This is a genomic window from Cellulophaga sp. Hel_I_12, from assembly GCF_000799565.1.
GTDB lineage: Bacteria > Bacteroidota > Bacteroidia > Flavobacteriales > Flavobacteriaceae > Cellulophaga.
Genome location: NZ_JUHB01000001.1, coordinates 1,854,050 through 1,878,024, shown reverse-complemented (window position 1 = coordinate 1,878,024; position 23,975 = coordinate 1,854,050). Strand labels below are relative to the sequence as shown.

Annotated in this window: 21 protein-coding genes; 8 read left to right on the top strand and 13 right to left on the bottom strand. The window is 35.2% G+C overall.

What is annotated here, in order from left to right:
* Positions 1-38: 38 nt before the first annotated feature.
* The 5 genes from GQ45_RS08365 to surE all read right to left on the bottom strand — a co-directional run bounded on the left by GQ45_RS08365 (position 39) and on the right by surE (position 5,112).
* Positions 39-2,072 (bottom strand): ComEC/Rec2 family competence protein, encoded by a 2,034-nt coding sequence (locus GQ45_RS08365; protein WP_047416668.1) that lies wholly within the window; start codon positions 2,070-2,072, stop codon positions 39-41.
* 13 nt (positions 2,073-2,085) lie between these two features.
* Positions 2,086-2,658 carry a C40 family peptidase gene (locus tag GQ45_RS08360; RefSeq protein ID WP_047416666.1) on the bottom strand — a complete coding sequence of 191 codons (573 nt, stop codon included), beginning with the start codon at positions 2,656-2,658 and terminating at the stop codon, positions 2,086-2,088.
* A 215-nt stretch (positions 2,659-2,873) separates the two neighbouring features.
* Positions 2,874-3,992, bottom strand: a complete 1,119-nt coding sequence (gene lpxB / locus GQ45_RS08355; protein ID WP_047416665.1) for a lipid-A-disaccharide synthase — start codon at positions 3,990-3,992, stop codon at positions 2,874-2,876.
* A 58-nt stretch (positions 3,993-4,050) separates the two neighbouring features.
* Positions 4,051-4,335, bottom strand: a complete 285-nt coding sequence (locus GQ45_RS08350; RefSeq protein WP_047416663.1) for a hypothetical protein — start codon at positions 4,333-4,335, stop codon at positions 4,051-4,053.
* Positions 4,336-5,112: a 5'/3'-nucleotidase SurE gene (gene surE / locus GQ45_RS08345; RefSeq protein WP_047416662.1), complete on the bottom strand. Its 777-nt coding sequence runs from the start codon at positions 5,110-5,112 to the stop codon at positions 4,336-4,338.
* Between the two features lie 181 nt (positions 5,113-5,293).
* Between surE and GQ45_RS08340 the strand changes: the two genes are divergently transcribed.
* Entirely contained in the window at positions 5,294-7,477 is a 2,184-nt protein-coding gene (locus tag GQ45_RS08340) for a carboxy terminal-processing peptidase (protein WP_047416659.1), read from the top strand.
* A 109-nt stretch (positions 7,478-7,586) separates the two neighbouring features.
* Here GQ45_RS08340 and GQ45_RS08335 read toward each other — a convergent pair whose 3' ends face one another.
* Complete coding sequence (locus GQ45_RS08335; protein WP_047416656.1) at positions 7,587-9,152, bottom strand: YdiU family protein; 1,566 nt, start codon at positions 9,150-9,152, stop codon at positions 7,587-7,589.
* 72 nt (positions 9,153-9,224) lie between these two features.
* Here GQ45_RS08335 and GQ45_RS08330 point away from each other — a divergent pair, with 72 nt between their 5' ends.
* Complete coding sequence (locus GQ45_RS08330) at positions 9,225-10,025, top strand: DNA/RNA non-specific endonuclease (RefSeq protein ID WP_047420211.1); 801 nt, start codon at positions 9,225-9,227, stop codon at positions 10,023-10,025.
* Here the strand turns inward: GQ45_RS08330 and rodA are convergent.
* The 7 genes from rodA to GQ45_RS08295 all read right to left on the bottom strand — a co-directional run bounded on the left by rodA (position 10,022) and on the right by GQ45_RS08295 (position 17,809).
* A complete protein-coding gene (rodA, locus tag GQ45_RS08325) occupies positions 10,022-11,311 on the bottom strand; it encodes a rod shape-determining protein RodA (protein ID WP_047416654.1) in 1,290 nt (429 codons plus the stop codon). The genes GQ45_RS08330 and rodA overlap by 4 nt on opposite strands.
* Positions 11,295-13,169 carry a penicillin-binding protein 2 gene (locus GQ45_RS08320; RefSeq protein WP_047416653.1) on the bottom strand — a complete coding sequence of 625 codons (1,875 nt, stop codon included), beginning with the start codon at positions 13,167-13,169 and terminating at the stop codon, positions 11,295-11,297. The genes rodA and GQ45_RS08320 overlap by 17 nt, the downstream gene beginning before the upstream one ends.
* A 65-nt stretch (positions 13,170-13,234) precedes the next feature.
* A complete protein-coding gene (locus tag GQ45_RS08315; RefSeq protein WP_047416651.1) occupies positions 13,235-13,744 on the bottom strand; it encodes a hypothetical protein in 510 nt (169 codons plus the stop codon).
* The gene (gene mreC / locus GQ45_RS08310; protein WP_047416649.1) at positions 13,731-14,564 is read right to left on the bottom strand and encodes a rod shape-determining protein MreC; all 834 of its coding nucleotides are present in this window, start codon (positions 14,562-14,564) and stop codon (positions 13,731-13,733) included. The genes GQ45_RS08315 and mreC overlap by 14 nt, the downstream gene beginning before the upstream one ends.
* Positions 14,565-14,649: 85 nt before the next feature.
* On the bottom strand, positions 14,650-15,678 hold the full coding sequence (locus tag GQ45_RS08305) for a rod shape-determining protein (RefSeq protein ID WP_047416648.1): 1,029 nt from the start codon (positions 15,676-15,678) through the stop codon (positions 14,650-14,652).
* Between the two features lie 54 nt (positions 15,679-15,732).
* Positions 15,733-17,265, bottom strand: a complete 1,533-nt coding sequence (gene purH / locus GQ45_RS08300; protein WP_047416646.1) for a bifunctional phosphoribosylaminoimidazolecarboxamide formyltransferase/IMP cyclohydrolase — start codon at positions 17,263-17,265, stop codon at positions 15,733-15,735.
* A gap of 91 nt (positions 17,266-17,356) precedes the next feature.
* A complete protein-coding gene (locus tag GQ45_RS08295) occupies positions 17,357-17,809 on the bottom strand; it encodes a GAF domain-containing protein (RefSeq protein WP_047420210.1) in 453 nt (150 codons plus the stop codon).
* 131 nt (positions 17,810-17,940) lie between these two features.
* Here GQ45_RS08295 and GQ45_RS08290 point away from each other — a divergent pair, with 131 nt between their 5' ends.
* The 6 genes from GQ45_RS08290 (at position 17,941) to GQ45_RS08265 (ending at position 23,831) form a co-directional block, all read left to right on the top strand.
* Positions 17,941-18,357, top strand: coding sequence for a hypothetical protein (locus GQ45_RS08290; protein WP_156125385.1), 417 nt, complete (start codon positions 17,941-17,943; stop codon positions 18,355-18,357).
* Positions 18,358-18,461: 104 nt separating this feature from the next.
* A complete protein-coding gene (locus GQ45_RS08285; protein ID WP_047416642.1) occupies positions 18,462-19,232 on the top strand; it encodes a hypothetical protein in 771 nt (256 codons plus the stop codon).
* Between the two features lie 17 nt (positions 19,233-19,249).
* Positions 19,250-19,876: a heavy-metal-associated domain-containing protein gene (locus tag GQ45_RS08280; RefSeq protein ID WP_047416640.1), complete on the top strand. Its 627-nt coding sequence runs from the start codon at positions 19,250-19,252 to the stop codon at positions 19,874-19,876.
* Positions 19,877-19,965: 89 nt separating this feature from the next.
* Positions 19,966-20,802, top strand: a complete 837-nt coding sequence (locus GQ45_RS08275; protein WP_052188367.1) for an NHL repeat-containing protein — start codon at positions 19,966-19,968, stop codon at positions 20,800-20,802.
* Between the two features lie 14 nt (positions 20,803-20,816).
* Entirely contained in the window at positions 20,817-21,548 is a 732-nt protein-coding gene (locus GQ45_RS08270) for a heavy-metal-associated domain-containing protein (RefSeq protein WP_047416639.1), read from the top strand.
* Complete coding sequence (locus GQ45_RS08265; protein WP_047416637.1) at positions 21,549-23,831, top strand: TonB-dependent receptor; 2,283 nt, start codon at positions 21,549-21,551, stop codon at positions 23,829-23,831.
* Positions 23,832-23,975 lie beyond the last annotated feature (144 nt).

The following is a 23,975-nucleotide window of genomic DNA, read 5'->3' as shown; positions in this document are numbered from 1 at the left end:
AATACTAGAGCGCCTGTAAAGAGCTAGAAACTACTTTTTCAATGTTTCCTTTCTGAAAGGGATACATCATAAGCTCCCTTGTCACCCGTATAGTGAAAAGGGAGTTTTGTTTTTGCACAAGTGGCTTGCCAACGTACCACATCACTCTTATAATTACTACCGTCGGCAATGATTAGGGTAGGCTTTAAAGCTTCAATTAAACGGTCTAAATTAATATTTGGAGATTGTGTGAGTACTACGATATCGTAAGAAAAGTCTTTTGGAGGAAAAATAGCCAAACTGTCGAATAGGTACAAACTTCTGGTCTTGAACTGATAATTGTTTTGTAAAGAATCTACCGAAAAGTTTACTATTCGTTCGTTCAAACTATAGTTCTGAATGATAGTCTCAAAATTTTTAGGATGATTAGTCCAAAGTTTTAGTGCTGCTCCATTTTGAGCTAAGATTCCTGTGTATTTTGTTTGATGTAGTACCATAAGATGCTCCTTTTTATGGGTGGTATATACCTGAATAAAAGACCAAGTTTGAAGTGCAATAATACTTCCTAAAAAAAACATCATCTTTTTAAACGCGGGTTTGTTAAAGTAAGTAACTAGTAAAAATATCAAAATATAGGTAAGAACTAATTGTATACCGTCAAAAGATATTGTTTTAAAAACAAACGATTCTTGCTGGGCTACCCAATATACAATGGCATTCATTGTTTGTATTATTTCGTTGTATAAGTAGGTGACGAAATCTGGTAAAATTTGTAGTACCGATAAAATAATAACCAGAAGACCACCACTTAAAATTATTCCCAAACAGGGAACAATCACTACATTAGAGATAAAGAATAAACTAGGAAATTGGTGGAAATAAAATAAGCTAATCGGTAAAACGCCTAATTGTGCAGCGATGCTTACACTCATTAATTGCCAGATTTTTCGAATTAAAAATTGCTTTGGAAACCAAAAACGCTGAAGCCTTGGGTATATCCATAAAATAGCAAACACGGCTGCATAACTCATTTGAAAACCTACCTGAAATAGATACATTGGTTTTATAAGTAAAATAAAGAAAAGCGACAAGGCTAGAATATTAAATTTATTTGACGGCCTGTTTAAATAGAGTGCATAGGCCAGGAACGAAAACATTGTAACAGCTCGAACTACACTAGCCGACAATCCGGCAATAAAGGCAAAGGCCCAAAGGAATACGACAACCAAAACTAATTTTATGTTCTGCCCAAAGGCTAAGCTTTTTACCGGTTGTAGTAAAAATTGCAAAATAAGTAGCAGAATACCCACGTGCAAACCAGAAACAGCAAGAATATGAACGGCACCAGCGTCTTTATAAGCATCATAGGTATCTTCGGAAATATCATTTCTTTGCCCTAGCAATAAAGCTTGAATAATAGCTAATTCTTCGGTGCCAAAGTTTTCAGTTTTTAAAGACCTAATAATACGTTCCCTGATATGGGCTGCAAGGCCATATACAGTTTTAGAAGGATTTGTTTTTTTGATATAATCAGCTTCTTTAACGTGTAGTTGTCCTAGAATTCCTAAATCTTTTAAATATTTCTTATAATTAAATTGATGTGGATTTAAGGGAGAATTAACTGCTTTAATGCTGTTATAAACAAGGATTTCCTCATCAATTTGCAATACTGCTTTAGTACTATCTTTTGCAATGCTTAAAAGTAATTTTCCTGAAGCAACTTGTTTTCCTATGGCTTGAGTTTCGGCAATATATCTGGCAGAAAAGCTATTGGGCTTCAGAACTTCAACGATCTTGAGTTGAATAGCCTGTACTTCATTGCCGTTAAAATTAGAATAATGGGTTTTATAATTTTTTGGGTTGGCCATACTTACGGCGAACAAACCAATACAGAAAGTGCTTAGTAAAGCGATCACTCCGAAAAGGGCGGAAGAGGTTCTTTTCTTAATTTTAAATAGAAAGCCTAGAATGATTATTAAAAGTAGTACGCTTATGAAGGGAAATAGAATAGAAAAGTTAAAATAGTATCCTGTTAAAATTCCTGCCACTAAAAAAAGTGTCAATTTTATTGGCACAAATTTTAATAACTGCATACGCTATATTTTTTTACAAAATTCTAGTGGCTTTTATAAAGGCAGAATTCCAATACCCTTCTTTTAATGAAGATACAATAACGCCTCTTGAGGTTGTAGAGTGTATAAATTTAATCTCACCATCGTCTATAGCCACAACTAAGCCTACATGATTTATTTTTTTTGCTTTTCTACTGGTTTTAAAAAATACTAAATCTCCTTTCGTTACTTCTTTTAAGCGAATTTCTTTGCCTTCTTCGGCCATGCTATAGGAGGTTCGCGGTAAATGTATATCATGATTGCTAAAAGCAACAAATAAAAGTCCTGAGCAATCCATGCCTTTGCTCGTAGTGCCTCCTAATTTGTAACGAGTACCTGAGAATTCAAGGGCAGAATCTATAATGTCTTCTGCTCTATTAAGTACATAGCGCGGACCTTCAGTGTTAGCGATAACAACTTCAGCAGGAGCTGTTGTGTTCGTGGAAGAAGGAGAACCGCCAACTGTAATTTTTTTAGTATTCGTTGTGCCGTAGGTAGTTTTTTTCTTGGCAACACCACAGCTTGAAATCAAAAAAGTAGATAAAATATATAAAAACTTCCGATGCATTAATACTGATTTAGGGCTGATTTCATACCAAAAGTAGAAAATTTATTTGAATGGTGGCTTGCGTGAAAATATATTTAATAAGGAAAGAACCAATAAAATTAAAAATAGACAGTATAGCTTTCCTAATTCATCCTTTCTTTTTAAAATAATGTTGTTTAGCTATTTTTATGCTAACTGTTGGCCCTGCCTATTTTTTAAGGTAAAAAACGTTCAGTTTATGCTTTTAATTGTTGATAAATAAGTTGAGCTGTATTTTTACTGGCGCCGGAACCTCCTAATTTTTCTTCTAATAAGTCGTAGTTTTCTAACAGTGTTTTTCTTTTGGAAGGATCTAAAATATGGCTTAGCTCGGTTTTTAAATTATGGGTAGTTAAATTCTCTTGAATTAGTTCTTTGACCAGCTCTCTATCCATAATCAAATTGACTAATGAAATATATTTCAAGGTAATAATTCGCTTTGCAATTTGGTACGATATCCAACTGCCTTTGTAACAAACCACTTGAGGCACTTTAAAAAGTGCAGTTTCTAATGTAGCGGTGCCACTCGTTACTAAGGCTGCATGCGCAACTTGTAGAATTTCATAGGTTTTATTGAAGATTAACCCAATGTTTGTGTTTTTTAAAAAGGGGGTATAAAACTCTTCATCTAAGCTTGGTGCTCCGGCAATGACAAACTGATAATCGGGAAAATCCTGAGCTACAGAAAGCATCACGAGTAACATTTTAGATACTTCTTGCTTTCGACTTCCGGGTAGTAAGGCAATAATGGGTTTATTCAGGCTTAAATCATATTCTTTTTTAAAGCTTAGGCTGTCTATTTTAGGATAGTTTTCTACGGCATCGATTAAAGGATGCCCAACAAAATGCACTTTATACTGATGTTTTTTTTCATAGAATTCTTTCTCAAAAGGCAGCGTAACATACATGTTATCGATGGTACTTTTTATTTTTTCTATTCTACCTTCTCTTGATGCCCAGATTTGTGGAGCAATATAATAGCTGGTTTTAAATCCTTCCTTTTTCGCCCATTTTGCAATGCGAAGATTAAAACCGGAATAGTCAATAAAAATAAGAACATCAGGTTGAAACTCATGAATATCTTCTTTACAAAATGAAATATTTTTAAAAATAGTAGCGATATTAGTGAACACTTCTAAAAAACCCATAAAAGCGAGTTCTTTATAATGTTTTACTAAATGCCCACCAGCAGCTTGCATTAAATCACCTCCCCAGCAGCGTATCGATGCTTGAGGATCCACTGCTTTTAATTCTTTTATAAGGTTGGCTCCATGAAGATCTCCTGAGGCTTCTCCTGCAATTACGTAATATTTCATTTGTATAATTAAAAATTAAAAAGGAATAATTAATAATTGAAAAGACGAACAACTTTTTTTAAAACACCTTATAATACATAATCAATAAGGCAGTTAAAAGTGTTGCAATTAAAACACCCTTTGCCCGAGCATCTCTTTTTATTTTTAAAAATAAAAAAAATGCGCCTAGATTAAGAACGGCACCCAAGGCTAATAAACTGCCTATATGTCCTTCTGCCACGGCAGCTTTATAAGTTTCAGTAATACTCAAATCAGAAAAAATAACGATGTATAGCAAAGTGCCTATAGTATTAGCAATAAGGCCTACCATAAACCCAATACCTATTTCTTTTTTTGTTTTCATTTAGTTTAAATTCCAGTTATTTACTAATTGTATGGCATGATGTGCTGTTAAATCAAATTGCGTGGGTACTACTGAAATATAGCCCTGAGACAAGGCCCATTCGTCAGTATCTTCTCCTTTGTCGAGTAGTTCAAATTCGCCAGTAAGCCAGTAATAGTCTTTTCCAGTGGGACTTTGCCTTTTGTCAAATTTTTCTTTCCAATTGGCTCTAGCTTGCCTGCAAATTTTAATACCTTTTAAATCTTCCTTATTTAATTTAGGAATATTTACATTTAAAACCACTCCTGAAGGGATGCTGTTTTTTAAAGCCTCTCGCACTATCTTTTGTATATCGTTTTTTGCATGACTAAAATCTGCATTCCAAGAATAATCGCATAAAGAAAAACCAATGGCCGGAATACCTTCAATGCCTGCTTCAATGGCTGCACTCATAGTTCCAGAATAAATTACATTTATCGATGAGTTTGAACCATGATTAATGCCACTTACGCATAAGTCAGGTTTTCTATCTAATAATTCTTGTAAAGCCAATTTTACACAGTCAGCAGGTGTGCCACTACAACTATATTCCTGAGTTTTTGTATCCTCTGAGTCGATGACTACCTTTTTTGAATATAGCGTACTATCAATAGTAATGGCATGACCCATCCCCGATTGCGGACTGTCTGGAGCCACAACAACAACATCTCCAATTTCCTTCATATAGCTTATTAAAGCTCTTAAGCCGGGTGCTGTTATGCCATCATCATTAGTGACTAAAATCAAAGGTTTTTTCATTCTATATAATTTATCTTGTAAAAATACGTTTTTCAATACTATTGGCTGAATAAACTGTTTAACAAAAATTTACTATTTGAGTAATAAACTGGCACGGTTTTTTCAGTATCTTAGAGAGTTCAAAATGTATTAAAGCATATTGCTATACTTTTTTAATACTAAATTTGATTAAAAAAAAGTTATGAAAAACAAATTAGCCTACGCACTTTTAATGATGCTATTTGCAGTAGCATCTTGTAGTTTTACGAATAAATCTTTTGAAAACGACGATAAAGACAAGCTTTTGCTTGACCTTATTACCTATGTTTTAGAAAAGGGGCATTATCAATCCAAAACTATTGATGATGATTTTTCAGTTCATATTTTTGAAGATTTTATTGATGGATTAGATCCTACAAAACGCTATTTCTTAGCGAGTGATATCAAAGAATTTGAGCAGTATAAATTTTCTATTGATGATCAAATTAAAAACACAGACATCACTTTTTTCAATACCGTTTACGATAAATTAATGAAACGTATGGAAGAGGCTAAAGGCATTTATAAAGAAGTTTTAGAATCGCCTTTTGATTACGACGTTAAAGAAAATATTGATATTGATTACAATAAGCAATCATTTGTAAGCACTAGAAAAGAATTAAAAGAGCGCTGGAGAAAGCAATTAAAATACGCTACTTTAGGAAATTACGATTCAAAATTAACACGAAGTAATACTGATGTTGCTGTAAATACATCAGCAAATGATGAAGCGTTCGAAACTAGTTTAGAAAGCACAGAGGAGACCAACAAAAAGCCTTTAACTAAAAAAGAAGCAGAAAAGGAAGCTCGTGAAGATACGGGTAAAACTTTAGATGAATTTTTTGACTTTGTGGCAGACTTGGAGCGCAAAGATTGGTTTGTTCAGTATTTGAACACCATTGTAGAAGAATTTGACCCTCACACTTTTTATTTTGCTCCAGAGGAAAAAGAAAAGTTTGATACTAGAATGTCAGGTAAATTTGAGGGTATCGGAGCGCGATTGCAAAAACGCACCGAGGGAATTAAAATTGTTGAAATTATTTCTGGTGGTCCAGTATGGAGAGATAAGCAAATTGAAGTTGGTGATGAAATCTTAAAAGTGGGTCAAAAGGGAGAGCCTCCGGTAAGTATTGTGGGCATGCGCTTAGACGACGCTATAAAACTAATTAAGGGAGCAAAAGGAACCGTGGTTGATTTAACCATGCGAAAAGTAGATGGTAGTGTAGAAGTAATTTCTATTACAAGAGATATTGTTGAAATTGAAGAAACTTTTGCTAAATCAGCCAATATTATTAAAGACAACCAAAAATACGGGATCATTAATTTACCTCAATTTTATGTTAGTTTTGATGATTACGAAGGAGAACGCAATGCGGCTTCGGATGTAGCTAAAGAAGTAGAACGTTTGAAGGAAGAAGGTGCCCAAGGCTTAATTTTAGATTTAAGAGATAACGGTGGGGGATCATTAAAAACGGTAGTTGAAATGGCTGGTTTATTTATAAAAGATGGACCTATTGTTCAAGTACGTTCTAAAGACAATCAACGTGAAATTCATGATGATATTGATGAACGCATTCAATGGGATGGGCCTTTAGTTATCTTAGTCAATGAATTATCGGCTTCAGCTTCAGAGATACTAGCTGCCGCGATGCAAGATTATAAAAGAGCCGTAGTTATAGGCAGTAAACAAACCTTTGGTAAAGGAACGGTTCAAAATGTAATTCCTTTAGACCGGATTGTAAGTAGCAATGAACATGGGGATTTAGGAGCTATAAAATTAACGACCCAAAAATTCTATAGAATTAATGGTGGTTCTACGCAACTAGAAGGTGTAAAATCAGATGTTGTGGTGCCAGATCGTTACAGTTATATTGATATTGGCGAAAGAGATCAACAAAACCCACTAGGTTGGGATAAGATTGAGCCTGCTAATTACAAAACTTGGGATGGGTATATAGATTATGAGGTAACTATTGCGAACAGTTCTAAACGGATGGCAAATAATGCGCAAATAAAATTAATTGAAGAAAACGCCCAATGGTTAAAGTCGCAACAAGACCAAACCATGGTATCTTTAAATTATGCTGATTATAAAAAAGAGGAAGTTGCTGGTAAGGAAAAATCGAAGTACTTTAAAAAGTTATCAGAGTACGACTCTAAGCTTACGTTTGAGTCTTTGAAATATGAGGAAAGCTTGTTTGTTAAAGATGCTGTTTTGAAGGACAAACGCAATGATTGGTATCAAGATTTAGCTAAAGATGTGTATATTGAAGAAGCTGTAAATGTATTGCAGGACTTAAAAAAGCATGAAATCAAAAACGGAAAATACGCAAGTGTAAAAGGCTAAATAATACAAAGTATCAAAGTCAACCTTTACAATAAAAAATCCTGTGGTGTACATCACAGGATTTTTTATTGTAATCAAATAATTAAGAAGTAAATCGTATTTATGCCTCCTATGAGCTACAAGATAGCATAGAACATCCTACTTTGTTCCTAGCCCACTCTGGGCGTTTGCAAAACCATTTTTCATAAGAAGGCTGTTCATCGTACGGATTTTTTAATAGCGTGTATAATTCGTCAATTAAAGAGTAGTCACCTTCGTCTGCCTTATCAATGGCCAATTGAGCCATATAATTTCGTAAGACATATTTTGGGTTTACTTTATTCATTTTTTCTTGTCTTTCTACATCCGAGAGCGACTCGTTTTGAACTCTTTTTAGATAGTTTGTAAACCAGGTTTCCCAACGCGTTAAAACAGTACCTTTTAATGCGGACGGTGTGTAGAAAGAAGGTTTAATTTTTGTAATGGCAGCAGCTGGGGTATCGTTTTTATGTATAGTACTGAGTAGTCTAAAAAATAGTGTCATGTCTGTTTCTGTTTTTTGTAAAACAGTTTCTAATGCTTCTAGTAGTTCAGAGTCTAACTCATGCTTAGAAAATAGGCCAACCTTAGCCCTCATCATTTCCAAGTAGGACAGGCCATAATTAGTTTTATAGTCCTCTAGAATTTCTTCTAGAGGTTCGGCATCTTCGATTAAAGGATAGAGGCTATTGGCTAACTGGTATAAATTCCACAACCCAATATTGGGCTGATTGCCGTATCGGTATCTTTTATGTTGCCTATCGGTGGTATTTGGTGTCCACTCCGGATCATAGCCTTCTAACCAGCCATAGGGGCCGTAATCTATAGTTAAACCTAAAATAGATAAATTATCGGTATTCATGACCCCATGAACAAAACCAACGCGCTGCCAATGAATAATCATGGTGAGCGTACGTTCTGTAACCTCTTTAAAGAATTGAATATACGATGCTTTACTGTTTTTTGGTAAGTGAGGATAATAATATTTTAGGGTATAATTGACTAGTGTTTTTAATGTTTTGTAATCTTGACGCACACTGAAAATTTCAAAACTACCAAAGCGCAAAAAAGAAGGAGCAACCCTGCAAACTATAGCTCCTTTTTCATAAGCTTGATGGCCATCATACAACATATCTCGTAACACTTGATCGCCTGTTAATGACAAGGAAAGGGCACGGGTGGTGGGTACTCCCAAATAAAACATGGCTTCACTGCATAAATATTCTCGAACTGAAGATCTTAGAACCGCAAGTCCGTCTGCTGTTCTGGAATAAGGGGTTTCGCCAGCCCCTTTTAATTGTAAAAACCATCGTTGGTTATCTTGTACTATTTCACCTAGGTTTATAGCTCTTCCGTCTCCTAATTGACCAGCCCAGTGCCCAAATTGATGCCCGCCATAACACATAGCATAAGGCTTAGACTTTTCTATGACTTTGTTTCCAGTTACAATTTCTAAAAATTCATGAGTACCGATAAATTCTTTAGAAATTCCCAAAGTTTCTGCCATCTCTGTAGCCACGTGAAGTAGTTTTGGATTCGATGTTTTTTTAGGCGTTGCCAAAGAATAGCAAGCCTTTTCTACCTGTCGCCGCGTATTTTCTACAGTAGGATCTTGTGGTAACTCTTTGGTAAAAGTATCTTGGAGAAGGCGATTCATAGGTTTAAAGTTGAAGATGAATTTTTAAGAATATACAAAATTACAGTAACTTGGTCTTTTATGAGAACTCCTATGAATAAAAAAGCAATTTACACCTTGTTAATGTTGGTTTGTATTGTTATTTTTTGGTTAGTTGATAATTTTTATACGCCAGCTAGCTATACCGACCCGAATAAAAATACAACCAAAGCTCCTGTTGCTGCTTTATTGTTACCGAGCTCGACAACGAATGAAATTGTACATCATGCAAACTTCTCACTCTCTTATCACGAAAAACATGAACAAGCAGAATGGGTTTTTTATGCCTTGACAAAAGAACAGCTTACTTACGACGATAGAGAACGACCTTATTTTATTGAAGATCCTAAGGTGCGCACGAAGTCAGCTGACTGGAGAAACTATCGTGGTTCTGGATATGATCGAGGGCATTTATGCCCTGCTGGTGATCGTAGATTTTCAGAGTATGCCTATAACGAGACATTTTACACCAGTAACATTAGTCCTCAAAATTCTGAATTTAATGCAGGTGTTTGGAATGATTTGGAGCAACAAGTGCGCTATTGGTGTAAAAAGTACGGCGATTTATATATCATGACAGGAGGTGTTTTAGAAGAAAATTTGGACGCCATTGGTGACGAAGCGGTAAGTGTACCTAATTATTTTTATAAAATTGTAGCACGTAATCAAGGGACTAGCATTAAAATGGTTGGTTTTCTGTTTCCCAATAAGCCTACTGACGCTCCTTTGCAATCATTTTTGGTATCTGTGGATGAAATAGAAAGAAGAACAAAAATAGATTTTTTTGAAAAGCTTCCAGACCAGGAAGAAAATACACTAGAAAGCCAAATAGGGGATAAAGACTGGAAATTTTAAAATCCTTCTTTTAATCGGTTCGCATCCATTTTTATAAAAATAAAAAGTAAGGCTGTAAACCCAAGCAATCCTGAGCCACCATAACTAAAAAATGGCAAAGGAATACCGATGGTGGGTAGTACGCCTATAACCATACCAATATTTATAAAATAATGGACAAATAAAATAGATATGACCCCATAGCCATACATTCTGTTAAAGGCATTTTTCTGTCGTTCGGCCATGTATACTAAGCGTAAAAGTAGAAGAGTGAACAGTACAATTACAGCGGTTGTACCCATAAAACCCCATTCCTCTCCCACCGTGGTAAAAATATAATCGGTATGTTGCTCTGGTACAAAATCACCTTTTGTTCTTGTTCCTTCTAAAAAACCTTTTCCAAATAAACCGCCAGATTCAATGGCTTTTTCCGATTGATAGGTATTATACCCTATCGTTTTTCGTATTTCTTCTAATTTTTTAGGATCTTTCTCTAGGCTTAACCATAAGCTAAATCTGTCTCTATGGCGTTGTTCAAAAACATTTTCGAAGACAAAATTAACGGACAGCGAAAAAAGGATGGTGATTATAAAAACTATGGCTATAGGGATCAGCGGTATTTTTAAAGATTGTTTTTTTAGCAAAAGGAACAACCCTATCAATAGACCAAGAATAATGACAATCCAAATCGTACCAAACATAAGTGTGGAAACAAATACAAGGATAGCAGAAATGCTGATTCCAAGGTAGTAAATAGGAATTCCTTCTCTAAACAAAACAAAAACTAAGGAGAAAAAAACAAGAGCGCTTCCTGGGTCGGGTTGAGGGATGACCAAAAAAGCAGGAATTAAAAGAATTAAAAAAGCAAATAATTGATCCTTGTTTCGTTTAATATCTGTTTGTATATCACTTAGATATTTTGCTAAGGCAAGGGCAGTAGCTACTTTAGCTAGTTCGGAAGGTTGTAAATTAAAAAATCCCAGATTATACCATGAAGTTGCTCCTGCAATGGTAGTGCCGAAAGCAAAAAGGCCAAGGAGTAACATCAAAGAAATAACATAAATAACACTTGAAAAACGCTCAAAAAAGTTACTTTCTAACGCGAGAATAATAATGATTAAAACAATATTTAACCCAATAAAAATAAGTTGTTTCCCATAGACCGTAGAAAAGTCGAACATATCTTCTTGCCCTTGGGAGTAGGTGCTAGAATAGATATTTAACCAACCAATACCAACTAAGAGCATAAATATAAAAATCGATGCCCAGTCTAATCGTTTTAATACTCCTTTACCAGTTGCGCTCATTTATTCTAAAAGGTTCACCACTCAATGCTTTGGCATATTCTTTTTCTAGTGTTTTTTCCAACATTTTTTTCTCCAAATCGGTTCTTGTGATGGTTCCTTTTAAATATTTTTCTATTAAAAGGGCAGCGATGTGTCCGGCATACCGCCCACCAAAATAGCCATTTTCTATATACACAGCTAAAGCAATTTTAGGATTGTCGACTGGTGCAAAAGCAACAAAGACAGAATGATCGGTTAGTTGTGTTCTAACACCGTTAATTTTGGTGAAGTTTTCTACAGTTCCTGTTTTTCCAGCGATAGCAATACCTTCAATTTGCAGTCGATGTGCAGTACCACCTGCTTGTCTAAAAACATCGGCCATCCCTTCAATAACAGGTTCAAAATGTTTTTTATCTATGGTAGTATATTGAGGCTGGGTGAAAATAGAATCTTTTATACGAACACCTTCAACTTCTTTTAATACGTGTGGAACAATATAGTGGCCTCGATTGGCAATGGCAGCAGTCATGTTGGCCAATTGAATCGGGGTCACCAATACTTCTCCCTGACCAATCGCGTTAGAAATAAAGTAGCTTGATGACCATCTATTGTCGCCATACATTCTGTCATAGGTGTCGGTTGTAGGGATAAGGCCACTTCTACCTGTTGGAATATCAGATCCTAGGAAGCTTCCCAAACCAAAACTTTTTACATGTTCATCCCAAACATCTAATCCCTCGTCAGAATCTGGGTATTTGTCAAATATTTTTCTAAAAGTTCCTGCGAAATAGGCATTACATGATCTAAAAATACCATCATTTAATTTTCTTAAACCACCGCCGCAATGGCAACCTCGCTTTCTTTGCCCGACATAAAACCCGTTAAAGCATTGAATTTTAGTTTCGGGTGTAATTACATTTTCTTGTAAACCAATTAAAGCATTTATAGTTTTAAAAGGGGACCCGGGTGAAGTTTGGGCGAGCACAGAGCGATCATAGGTAGGTTGCGCTATAGAATCGTTATAAAGTTTTGTATAATTCCTTGAGCGTTCTCTACCCACTAACAATGCAGGATCATAAGAAGGGCCTGAAATCATGGCCAATATTTCTCCTGTGGCTGGTTCTATGGCTACAATTCCACCTCGTTTTCCCTGCATTAAAAGCTCTCCATACTCCTGTAAAACTTTATCAATCGTAATTTTAATTTCTTTACCTTGTTGTGGAAGCGTATCTAGGGTTCCATTTTTATAGGGACCAATATCTCTGTTAAATCGGTCTTTTTGAATGTATTTTACACCTTTTCTACCCCTTAATAGTTCTTCATATTGTTTTTCAATACCTGTTCTCCCTTTTAATTCTCCTTGTTTGTAGTAGGGGTTTTCACTCAATTCAAAATCATTAACTTCAGAAATAAAACCAAAAACATTTGCTCCACTGTTCGTGTCGTAGTAACGTAAAGAACGTTTTTGAATGTAAAATCCACGGTATTTTCTCATCTTCTCTTGTAATCGCGCATAATCGACCTTTGATAATTGCGGCACTAAAACAGAGGGTAGTCTTGGGGAATAATTTTTAGCTTTTGCGATTTGCTTTAAAAAATCTTTTTTTTCAATACCTAATAATTTACAGAACTCTAGGGTATCTAATTTTTTGACTTCACGGGGAATAACCATGACATCATAAGCGGGTTGATTCGCAACGAGTAATTTTCCATTTCTATCATAAATATACCCACGTTCTGGGTAGTCATAAACTGCTTTAATGGCAATATCTTCCAACACTTGTGTAGAAGAATAACTAAATAGCTGCAAGTAAGACAATCTTCCAATGAAGGAAAGCCCTATGATAATAATGATCGAGGATAAAAGAAATTTTTTCATGACGAATGAAAAATAAAATAATTTATACAAAGGAACTGAAAATAATACCGATTACGCTTAGAATACTATTCTTTTTTAAGGCTAAATAAGGAACTGAACAGTATGCAAAGTAGTAATGAGGCCAAACTCACGAGTATTGTTTTCTTTAAAATTAGCAGAAAATTATCGAAACTAAAAACTTCTAAGCTAAAGAATACCATGTGATGAATACTAATAAGCAAGGCTAAAAAAGTAATTTTCTGTATCCAAGGAACCGTCGCAATTTTAAAACTTTGAAATTCAAAATTAACACCAAAGCAAAAACGCATGATGGTGGGTCTTAAATAGGCTATGGTTACGGTAGCTGCGGTATGAAAGGCTAGAGTATCTGAAAAAATATCGATAGTAAAACCCAATAAAAAAGAGAGTATAATAAAAACAGCTCTGTTTTGCTTAATCGGATACCAATATAGAAACAAAATGTAAATGACGGGATTTATAAAACCTAAAAATCCAATTTTATTGCACAGTAGTACTTGCGCTAATACGAGCACTATAAACCTTAAAAAAAGTATTAGATAATTAGTACTGGACATTATTTTGTGCTTCTAATTGTTTCAATTCGGTTCTATTCTTATTATTAATGATATACACATTCTTGATATTAGTCATATCGTTAAAAAGCTGAACATCAATGCTGTAAGAACTCTTTGAAACATCTAAATCAAATTTTTTGATGGTACCAATAAGAATGTTTTCTGGAAAAATACTTGAAGCAGCTCCTGTTAATATGGTATCTCCAATTTTTATAGGCACTCTTCGGGGAATGTCAATGAGTTGTACGGTATTATAATCTTTCCCATTCCAAATTAGGGAACCGAAATTTTCGGTATTCTTTAGTTTGGCATTGAGGTTAGACCGCCTATTTAGAATACTTTGAACTCGAGAAAAATTAGTACTTGTATTTTCTACGATTCCTAGTATTCCGTTCGGTGTAATAACACCCATGTCTTGTTGTATTCCTTGTTTAGCTCCTTTGTTTAAAGTAATGTAATTGTCGAGAAGTGAATAATTATTTTTTATAATTTTTGCCGAAACGATGGTGTAATCGAGTTGTGTGGTATCCAGCAATAAAGTATCGATTGGTATTTCTGCGTTGTATTCTTGGTTAAAGAGTAATTGTTTTAATCGAATATTCTCCTGAACTAATTTTTCGTTTTCTATTTCTAAATTAAAATAATCCGATATATTATTTGAGGCTTTGTATATACCACCAGTAATCCAATTGGCAGAATTAAAAAATTTTGATTGATGGTACGAATGTGATTGTACCGTAAAACCAAGTGCTATAAACAACAGTAATAAATACAGCAGCAGATTTTTATTTCTAAAAATAAAATTGATAATCTGTTGCATCTGCTCTCCTAATTTTCTACTTCGTTTTCTGCTTATACAGCATTTTAAATACGTTTTTTAATCGCTTTTTACAACCGGGATTATGTTATTTTATCAAGATGCTCTTATACCTTTCTAAATTTTTTAAGGCAATTCCTGTACCTCGAACAACAGCTCTCAAAGGATCTTCGGCAATATAAACAGGTAAATCTGTTTTTTGTGAAAGTCTTCTATCTAAACCTCTAAGCATAGAGCCGCCACCGGCCATATAAATTCCAGTGTTATAAATGTCAGCAGCTAATTCAGGGGGAGTTTGCGATAAAGTTTCCATTACGGCATCTTCAACGCGTAAGATTGATTTGTCTAAGGCTTTGGCTATTTCTCTGTACGATATTTGTACTTGTTTTGGTTTTCCAGTTAGTAAATCGCGACCCTGCACCGACATTTCGTCTGGTGGTGATTGCAAATCTTCTGTTGCTGAACCAATGGTAATTTTTATATTCTCGGCGGTACTCTCCCCTACATACAGGTTATGCTGAGTACGCATATAATAAATGATGTCATTGGTAAAAACATCACCTGCAATTTTAACCGATTTATCACATACGATGCCACCCAAAGCAATAACCGCAATTTCGGTAGTTCCACCCCCTATATCGACAATCATATTTCCTTTAGGTTGCATAATATCTAATCCAATACCTATAGCTGCGGCCATTGGTTCATGAATAAGATATACTTCTTTACCATTAACGCGCTCTGCAGATTCTTTTACCGCACGCATTTCAACTTCGGTTATTCCTGAAGGAATACAAATAACCATTCTTAAGGCTGGTGGAAACCATTTTTTCTTTAATGCTGGAATGTTTTTAATGAACATATTGATCATCTTTTCAGAAGCATCAAAGTCAGCAATCACGCCATCTTTTAAAGGACGAATGGTTTTTATATTTTCATGGGTTTTACCTTGCATCATGCTGGCTTCTTTACCCACAGCAATTATTTTCCCTGTTATCCTATCTCTAGCGACAATAGACGGACTGTCAACAACGACTTTGTCATTGTGAATAATAAGAGTGTTAGCAGTACCTAAGTCAATTGCTATCTCCTCTGTCAAGAAATCAAAAAATCCCATTTATAATAATTTGTTACGGTCTAAATGTAAGTTTTATCGATGAAAGTAACAAAATTAATGTTTAAAATGACGTGTACCAGTCATTACCATAGAAATTCCGTTCGTATTGCAGTAAGCGACACTTAATTCGTCTTTAATAGAGCCTCCTGGTTGAATTACGCTTGCTATTCCGCTTTTATGTGCAATTTCTACACAATCAGGAAAGGGAAAAAAGGCATCACTTGCCATTACCGCTCCTTTTAAATCGAAATTAAACGATTTTGCTTTATGGATTGCTTGGTTTAAGGCGTCAACGCGCGATGTTTGTCCTGTTCCGCTTGCCAATAATTGCTTGTTTTTGGCCAATACAATTGTATTGGATTTGGTGTGTTTACATAATTTAGAAGCAAAAAGTAAATCTTCGATTTCTTGAGCTGCTGGTGCCTTAGTGGTGGCAGTTTTTAAATCGGTTTTAGCATCTGTAATAAAATCTTTATCCTGTACTAAAATACCGTTTAAACAAGTCCTTACTATTGTGTCTGGTAAAGCAAGCTCATTCTGGATTAAAATAATTCTGTTTTTCTTGCCTTGTAAAATGTTCATGGCTTCTTTTTCATAGCTCGGTGCTATGACTACTTCGCAAAATAACTCATGAATTTCATTGGCGGTAGCAACATCAATTTCTTTGTTGCTTATTAAAACACCTCCAAAAGCAGAGACAGGATCACCAGCTAAAGCGTCAATATAGGCTTGATGTAAGGTGCTTCGCGAAGCTAGACCACAAGCATTGTTATGTTTTAAAATGGCAAACGTAGGCTCATCACCTTTAAATTCATTCATTAAATTAACCGCAGCATCAACATCTAAAAGATTGTTGTATGACAATTCTTTACCATGTAGTTTGGTAAACATCGCTTCAAAATCACCAAAGAAATAGCCTTTTTGATGCGGATTTTCACCATAGCGAAGCACTTGTCCGTTAGTTTCACTAATTTTCAAAACTGTTTCTTGCTTGTCTTTGTTGAAATAGTTGAAGATAGCGGTATCGTAATGCGAAGAAACGTTAAACGATTTTGCCGCAAAACGTTTGCGATCTTCTAAGCTTGTGGTCCCATTTTTCTCAGTGATAAGCCCTAAAAAATCGGCATAATCTTCCATGGAGGAAACACAGAGCACATCTTTAAAATTTTTTGCAGCAGCACGGATGAGAGAAATACCGCCAATATCAATTTTTTCGATGATATCTTGTTCAGAAGCACCACTTGCTACTGTTTTTTCAAAAGGATATAAATCAACAATGACAATATCAATTTGAGGAATTTCATATTCTTTTAATTGTTTTTGATCTTCTGCATTGTCTTGACGGTTTAAGATACCGCCAAAAACTTTCGGATGTAAGGTTTTTACGCGACCTCCCAAAATTGAGGGGTAGCTGGTAACATCTTCAACCGGAACAACATCAATCCCTAAATCTTTTACAAATTTTTCAGTACCGCCTGTAGAGTAGATGGTAATTCCTAATTCTTTGAATTTTTTTACAATAGGCTCTAAACCATCTTTATGAAATACAGAAATTAATGCCGAGGTAGCTTTTTTTGTGGTACTCATTTTTACGTGCTTGTTATTAGTAATTTAAGCACGCAAAAGTAATTTTTTTGAGTTTAAAAAACCTCGATGTTATCAACAAAATGCTAAAGTTTTAAAGAATTTTAGCTATTTCGTTATTTATAAACTCTAAAAAGCGCTCATCTTCCTCTGAAAAAGGGTCTGGTGTGTTCGAATCAATATCAATTTGACCTATATTTTCTCCATTTACAAATAAGGGTATTACGATCTCTGCCTTTACGGTAATGCTGCAAGCAATATAATTATCTTGGGCTGAGACATCGGGCACTACAAAGTTTTGATTGCTAAGGGCTACCTGTCCGCAAATACCTTTGCCAAATGGAATTATAGTGTGGTCAGTTTCAGCGCCAGCATAAGGGCCTAATTTTAATTCGTTTTTATCACCGTTTTTAAAATAAAAACCTACCCAATCATAATGAGTAACATTTTCTTTTAATAGATCACAAACCTGCTGCAAACGCTCCTCTACAGCTAAATTTTTATCTGTTATCAGTACAAGCGCTTCTGATTTTAATTTTTCGAACATAATTTTAGTCATAAAATAGGAGTACCAAAAGTCGATTTTTTTCATCAAAAATTACCAAATAAAATCATTAAATATTCGTTAATAAAAAACAATACCTCGCTAGTGATTTAGAAATTTAGTAAATTTGCATCGTGAAAAAAGTTTTTCAAAAAATAATGTCTATTGCTTTAGCACTTTTGCTATTGGCTTCTACCACCTCTTGGAAAGTAGAAAAGCATTATTGTTTGGGTCATGTAGTCGATATTTCATTGTTTGCGGCCTCAAATGGCTGTGGGATGGAAGCAAACGATGCTGCTGATCAAGAGAATGCCTCACAATATGAAAATGCTTGTTGCTCAGATGAAACGATCATCCTGCAAGGCCAAGATGATTTAGCGATTGCATTTCATGATTTTACGATAGATCAGCAGCAGTTGTTAGTTGCTTTTTCATATTCTTATTTTAATTTTTTACCCGCCGAAAACGTACAGCGTGTAGTACACCAATATTATCTTCCCCCGAACATCGTCAAAGACATTCAAGTACTTGACGGAGTTTTTTTAATCTGATTTTTTTCTTTTTAGTTCGTTCAGATATTGCGGAATTTTTTCCATTTAAATAATTTTTAATTAGATGGAAATACTCAAAAGAAGGATAATCAAATTATAAAAACATGAAATATACATTTTGGCTTTTAGTCATTTTAGTTTTGTTTACTACTATTTCTCGGGCACAAGGGCCGCCAATAACATCCGATAAACCTATTATGCTAGGAGCAGGCAGTTTCACTGTTAGAACCTTAACGGAAATTAGAACTACCCAGCGTGCTACTTTTACCTATGTTCCAGTTACTATTAGTTACTTGCCCACTTCAAATATTGAGCTTGGGGTAGAAATTCCATACCTGTCTAATTCTCTTGAAGGTGCTTTAACTAGCAGTTCCTTAGCAGATATAAAATTAATGGGCAAATATCAATTTTTCAGAAAGGATGCTACTGGGAAAACCTTTAGAGTGGTAGGTAAAACAGTACAGACTTTACCAACTGGAGAAGATTTAGATGAAATGGATTTAAGTATGGGTAATTATGCTGGATACTACGGCGTAGTTGCGGGTTATGAAACCCTTAAATACGGAATTTCTAATGAAATTGGGTATAACTGGATGCCAGATGGTACAATGGATGACTTTCGGTATAAATTAGGTTTTGGTCTTCCGCTCCTAAAACCACAATACCCCAACAAACAACTCAATCTATTTTTTGAATATACTAATTTATGGCTCGTGGAGCGCAGTTGGTATCAACTACTTTATGCACAAGGGGTACAGTATGCTCGGAAAAATACAACTTTCGAAGTCGCAGTTCAGGTACCTTTAGTCAATGACGTAGCTGAAGGTAGAAAGTTTAATTACAGTATATTTTTAGGAAGTAGATTCACATTTTAACACATAAAATATAAAAAATGAAAAATACAATCATAATAACAGTGATTTTTGGAATAATGACCATGTTGAGTGCAAACGCACAACAAAATATGGATAAATTTAGGGTACAAGTAGACGGACTTGGCTGTCCGTTTTGTGCCTATGGCTTAGAGAAAAAATTTAAGGAATTTAAAGGGATAAAAAGTGTAAAAATTGATATTGAGACAGGAGATTTTAGTTTTAATTATCCAGCGGAAAAGGCTCTTTCGCTAACAGATGTTGAAAAACAAGTAGAAAATGCGGGCTATACGCCAATTACTACTAAAATTGAACGAGCTAACGGTAAAATTGAAACCTCTGAAGCAAAAATCCTCTCAGAAAAAACTAAAGGAACAGTCACTAAAAACCTCATGGTGGCAGGGAACTGCGGTATGTGCGAAGCGCGAATTACAAAGGCTGCGAAAAGTGTTGTAGGAGTTTCTGAGATTTCCTGGAATAAAGAAACTAAAATGATGAAAGTGTCTTTCGATGGGGGTACTACTACCTTATCTGAAATTGAAATAGCGATAGCAAAAGCTGGTCATGATACCAAAAACCATAAAGCACAAACAAGCACGTATAATGATTTACCACCTTGTTGTCTTTATGATCGAATAGCTCAATAAAATTATAAATAGTTACCTCTGATCGTCGTAGTTAAAACTTAATTTTTTGATACTACTTCATGATGTTGCGAAAAAAAACACAGAAAACAATGAAAAATATAGGTATCATAGTAGTCTTCATCATTCTATTTTCCTCTTGCAAACAAAAAGAAATTGTACCAACAACTTGGGTTTTTTCTAGTACTATTCAATTGGAAGGAATTAACCCGATTGGTATAGCTCAGGTTGACGAAAAACTATGGTTGTCTGACGGTGACCACAATCGTGTGGTGCAAATTGATGCACAAGGGAAAATAGAAGCTTTTATCGACAGTTTAGACAGGCCCATGCACATTGATGCCTTAGATGGTGTCTTATACATTCCGCAATATGGCAACGATTTAATAGGCAGGTTTGCTCAGGGAGAATTAACATCTATAGTAATTAAAGATAGTTTGGATGCTCCGGCGGCCATATCGGTTTTTAAGCAAGAAAAAGCAATTGCAGATTTTTATAACAACCGTATTCTTTATTATAACGGAACAGATTGGATTTCATTTGGCAAAGAAGGCAAAGCGGAAGGTGAATTTTATTATCCTACTGATGTACAAATCACAAAAGATAAAATTTGGGTTGCCGACGCGTATAATAATCGCGTTCAAGTTTTTGATAAACAAGGAAAATTTTTGCAAATGATGGGGCAAGATCAAAAAATGAACGCGGCAACGGGTATTTTAGTGACTGAAAATGAGATTTTTACAACTGATTTTGAAAATAATCGCGTTCTAGTTTTCGACATGATGGGCAATTTAAAGCAAGAAATTTCGAAAAATATTGAAAAAGCTACTGATGTATTAATCATGAATTCTAAACTTTATGTGATTAATTATAGAAATGGTCAAATAAATATTTTTGAAAGTGAAGCAGTACCCGTAAAAATCAACTAAATCAATACTGAACTATGACACATACATATAGTATAACAGGAATGACCTGCGGTGGGTGCGTAGCATCTGTTGAGGAAAAACTCGCTAAAATTACCGAAATAACTTCCGTTTCTATTGATTTGGCTAAGGCCGAAGGAACTATTGATATGACAAGGCATATTCCGCTAAGCCAATTACAAGAGGCTTTACAACCTAAATACGAGATTAGGGAAAAATATATTGCCGATACGCAAAACCCTAAAGAAGCGCTACCCATTGAAGCTACATCTAAACTAGCACAACTAAAACCTTTATTCCTAATTTTAGGATACTTATCGGTAGCTGTTGTGTTGCTGAATTATAAAGATGGAAGCCTAAACGATGCGATGCTCGATTTTATGGGGCTTTTCTACATTGTTTTTAGCTTTTTCAAATTTTTAGATTTAAAGGGATTTCCAGAAAGTTTCAGGATGTACGATCCATTAGCCAAAGTGATACCTGTATATGGGCGTATCTATCCTTTTATGGAAGCGATATTAGGACTCCTTTTTTTAATGCGGATCCAAATTCCACTAGCTTTACTAGTTACGGTGATTATTTTAGGAATTACTACCGTTGGAGTAACAAAAACACTTTTAGATAAAAAAAGTATTCGCTGTGCTTGTTTAGGTACTGCTTTAAAACTGCCGATGACCGAAGCAACTTTTATAGAAAATGCCATTATGTTAGTGATGGCCATCGCTATGTTAATTCAAGTGTATAGTTAGATGAAAACACAAAAAATAAAATTTGTAGGTGCCTACTTATTTTTCTGTGGCTTTGTAGTTTTTTCACAAGATAAAGTAGAGGGAACCGTTAAAGATGCTAATCAAATGGGTCTGCCAGGCGCTAGTGTGTATTGGATGAACTCTCAATTAGGCGTAGTTACGAACGAAAAAGGAGCGTTTTCTATTCCGTTTACAAAAGAATATACAAGCTTAATTATTAGTTATGTAGGTTTTGAATCAGATACATTGATCATCAATGAACCAAAGACAATTGCACACCTTTTAAAACCATCCAATGAATTAAGGGAGGTTGTGGTACAGCAAAAAAGAGATGCCTTAGAAAAATCTTTTTTTACGCCACAGAATGTGGTGACTATAAATAGCGAAGAACTATTAAAGGCTGCCTGTTGCAACTTGTCTGAAAGTTTCGAGACGAACCCAGCAATCGATGTAAACTTTTCGGACGCCCTTACCGGTACAAAGCAAATTCAAATGCTAGGCTTAACAAGTCCGTATTTGATGATTACTCAAGAAAATTTACCTATGGTTCGTGGTGCGTCACAAACTTATGGACTTACGTTTACCCCTGGAACTTGGGTAGAAAGTATTCAAATAACCAAGGGTGCTGGGAGTGTCGTCAATGGCTATGAGAGTATATCTGGACAAATTAATACAGAACTGGTAAAACCACTAACTGATACCTCGGTTTTTGTCAACGGTTATGCAAATCAAAATGGACGCTTAGAACTCAATACCCATTTTAACAAGAAACTAACCGATAAGCTAAGTACTGGGATCTATATCCACGGCAATAAACGCAGTCAAAAAGAAGACGCTAACGACGATGGCTTTTTAGACGCTCCGTTGGCAGATCAAATAAATATTATGAACCGTTGGCAGTATCAAAATGCAGAAAAAGGTTGGATTGGTTTTTTAAATGTTAGGTTCTTAAATGATGAAAAGCAAGTGGGTCAGGTCGATTTTAATCCTTTAACTGATCGGGTCGATAACAATCCGGCATTCGGAGAAAATAACAATAATTCACTGAGCGGAGACCAAGTGTGGGGTAGCGAGATTGATACCCGCCGGTTTGATACCTCTTTGAAGCTAGGTTATGTTTTTCCTGAATTACCGTTTCAAAGTATGGGTCTTCAGGCTTCTTATAGTTTGCACAAGCAAGATTCTTATTTTGGGTTTAACCAATATAACATAGACCATGAAAGTTTATACACGAATCTATTGTTCAACTCTATTATTGGTGACACAAGAAATACCTTTAAAACTGGGCTGACCTTTGCTTATGACGGCTACCAAGAAGTAGTAAACAGTACTATTTTTAGCCGAGCGGATACATCGGCAGGTGCTTTTTTCGAATATAGTTATGATAATATCGAAAAGGTAAGCTTAACCGCAGGTATACGCGCAGATACCCACAACAGATTAGGAACTTTTGTAACGCCTAGATTTCATATTCGGTATACCCCTTGGGAACTGGGTAGTTTAAGAGGGTCGTTTGGTCGTGGTAAAAGAGCCGCCAATATTTTTGCAGAAAATCAACAGTTTTTTGCTTCATCAAGACAGTTGCAAATTTTAGATACGGATGGTGATATTTACGGATTACAACCCGAAGACGCTTGGAACTATGGTGTAAGTTTTTTACAAGGTTTTATATTTTTAGAGCGTAAGGGAAATGTAACGGTAGACTTTTATAAAACCGATTTTAAAAATCAGATTGTGGTAGATTGGGAGAATCCCGACGAAATAGCATTTTACAATTTAAACGGTAAAAGTTATGCCAGTAGTTTACAGGTAGAAGTAAATCATGAAATACTACCTAATCTACAATTAAGGGCCGCTTATAAGTATTATGATGTTACCACGGATTACAGAAGTGGTAGCCTGCAAAAACCCTTACAAGCTCAAAATAGGTATTTTGCGAATTTGGGCTATCAAACCACTTTAAAGGATAATGGTGCGCAATGGCGTTTTGATTATACCCTGCATACGCAAGGGAAGCAGCGTTTGCCGGGCACAGCATCAAATCCTATAGCCTACCAATTGCCTGAATTTGCAGCCCCTTATAGCCTAATGAATGCGCAAATAACTAAGGTGTTTTCTCCCGCTTTTGAAGTATATTTAGGAGGTGAAAATTTAAGCGATGTAACACAGAAGAATCCTATTTTGGGCGCAGATAACCCTTTTGGTTCAAATTTTGATACCAACATTGTTTTTGCACCTATTATGGGTCGCATGTTTTATGCGGGGTTTAGGTTTAAGATCTGATGATGGCAAAAGTCTAAGGTCCGAAAATTGAAAATATAGAAAATAAAATATAGAAAATAGAAAAGTGAAAAGAAAAAAAGGTAGTGAAAAAGTTTAGACAGATTGCTTCGCTTGCAATAAAAGTAACTAGTAAGAACCGCTTAG

What these genes read in the sequence shown, in the direction of transcription:
- GQ45_RS08365 (WP_047416668.1), bottom strand. Translation starts at nt 2,072, where the DNA reads ATGCAGTTATTAAAATTTGTGCCAATAAAATTGACACTTTTTTTAGTG.
- GQ45_RS08360 (WP_047416666.1), bottom strand. Translation starts at nt 2,658, where the DNA reads ATGCATCGGAAGTTTTTATATATTTTATCTACTTTTTTGATTTCAAGC.
- lpxB (WP_047416665.1), bottom strand. Translation starts at nt 3,992, where the DNA reads ATGAAATATTACGTAATTGCAGGAGAAGCCTCAGGAGATCTTCATGGA.
- GQ45_RS08350 (WP_047416663.1), bottom strand. Translation starts at nt 4,335, where the DNA reads ATGAAAACAAAAAAAGAAATAGGTATTGGGTTTATGGTAGGCCTTATT.
- surE (WP_047416662.1), bottom strand. Translation starts at nt 5,112, where the DNA reads ATGAAAAAACCTTTGATTTTAGTCACTAATGATGATGGCATAACAGCA.
- GQ45_RS08340 (WP_047416659.1), top strand. Translation starts at nt 5,294, where the DNA reads ATGAAAAACAAATTAGCCTACGCACTTTTAATGATGCTATTTGCAGTA.
- GQ45_RS08335 (WP_047416656.1), bottom strand. Translation starts at nt 9,152, where the DNA reads ATGAATCGCCTTCTCCAAGATACTTTTACCAAAGAGTTACCACAAGAT.
- GQ45_RS08330 (WP_047420211.1), top strand. Translation starts at nt 9,225, where the DNA reads ATGAATAAAAAAGCAATTTACACCTTGTTAATGTTGGTTTGTATTGTT.
- rodA (WP_047416654.1), bottom strand. Translation starts at nt 11,311, where the DNA reads ATGAGCGCAACTGGTAAAGGAGTATTAAAACGATTAGACTGGGCATCG.
- GQ45_RS08320 (WP_047416653.1), bottom strand. Translation starts at nt 13,169, where the DNA reads ATGAAAAAATTTCTTTTATCCTCGATCATTATTATCATAGGGCTTTCC.
- GQ45_RS08315 (WP_047416651.1), bottom strand. Translation starts at nt 13,744, where the DNA reads ATGTCCAGTACTAATTATCTAATACTTTTTTTAAGGTTTATAGTGCTC.
- mreC (WP_047416649.1), bottom strand. Translation starts at nt 14,564, where the DNA reads ATGCAACAGATTATCAATTTTATTTTTAGAAATAAAAATCTGCTGCTG.
- GQ45_RS08305 (WP_047416648.1), bottom strand. Translation starts at nt 15,678, where the DNA reads ATGGGATTTTTTGATTTCTTGACAGAGGAGATAGCAATTGACTTAGGT.
- purH (WP_047416646.1), bottom strand. Translation starts at nt 17,265, where the DNA reads ATGAGTACCACAAAAAAAGCTACCTCGGCATTAATTTCTGTATTTCAT.
- GQ45_RS08295 (WP_047420210.1), bottom strand. Translation starts at nt 17,809, where the DNA reads ATGTTCGAAAAATTAAAATCAGAAGCGCTTGTACTGATAACAGATAAA.
- GQ45_RS08285 (WP_047416642.1), top strand. Translation starts at nt 18,462, where the DNA reads ATGAAATATACATTTTGGCTTTTAGTCATTTTAGTTTTGTTTACTACT.
- GQ45_RS08280 (WP_047416640.1), top strand. Translation starts at nt 19,250, where the DNA reads ATGAAAAATACAATCATAATAACAGTGATTTTTGGAATAATGACCATG.
- GQ45_RS08275 (WP_052188367.1), top strand. Translation starts at nt 19,966, where the DNA reads ATGAAAAATATAGGTATCATAGTAGTCTTCATCATTCTATTTTCCTCT.
- GQ45_RS08270 (WP_047416639.1), top strand. Translation starts at nt 20,817, where the DNA reads ATGACACATACATATAGTATAACAGGAATGACCTGCGGTGGGTGCGTA.
- GQ45_RS08265 (WP_047416637.1), top strand. Translation starts at nt 21,549, where the DNA reads ATGAAAACACAAAAAATAAAATTTGTAGGTGCCTACTTATTTTTCTGT.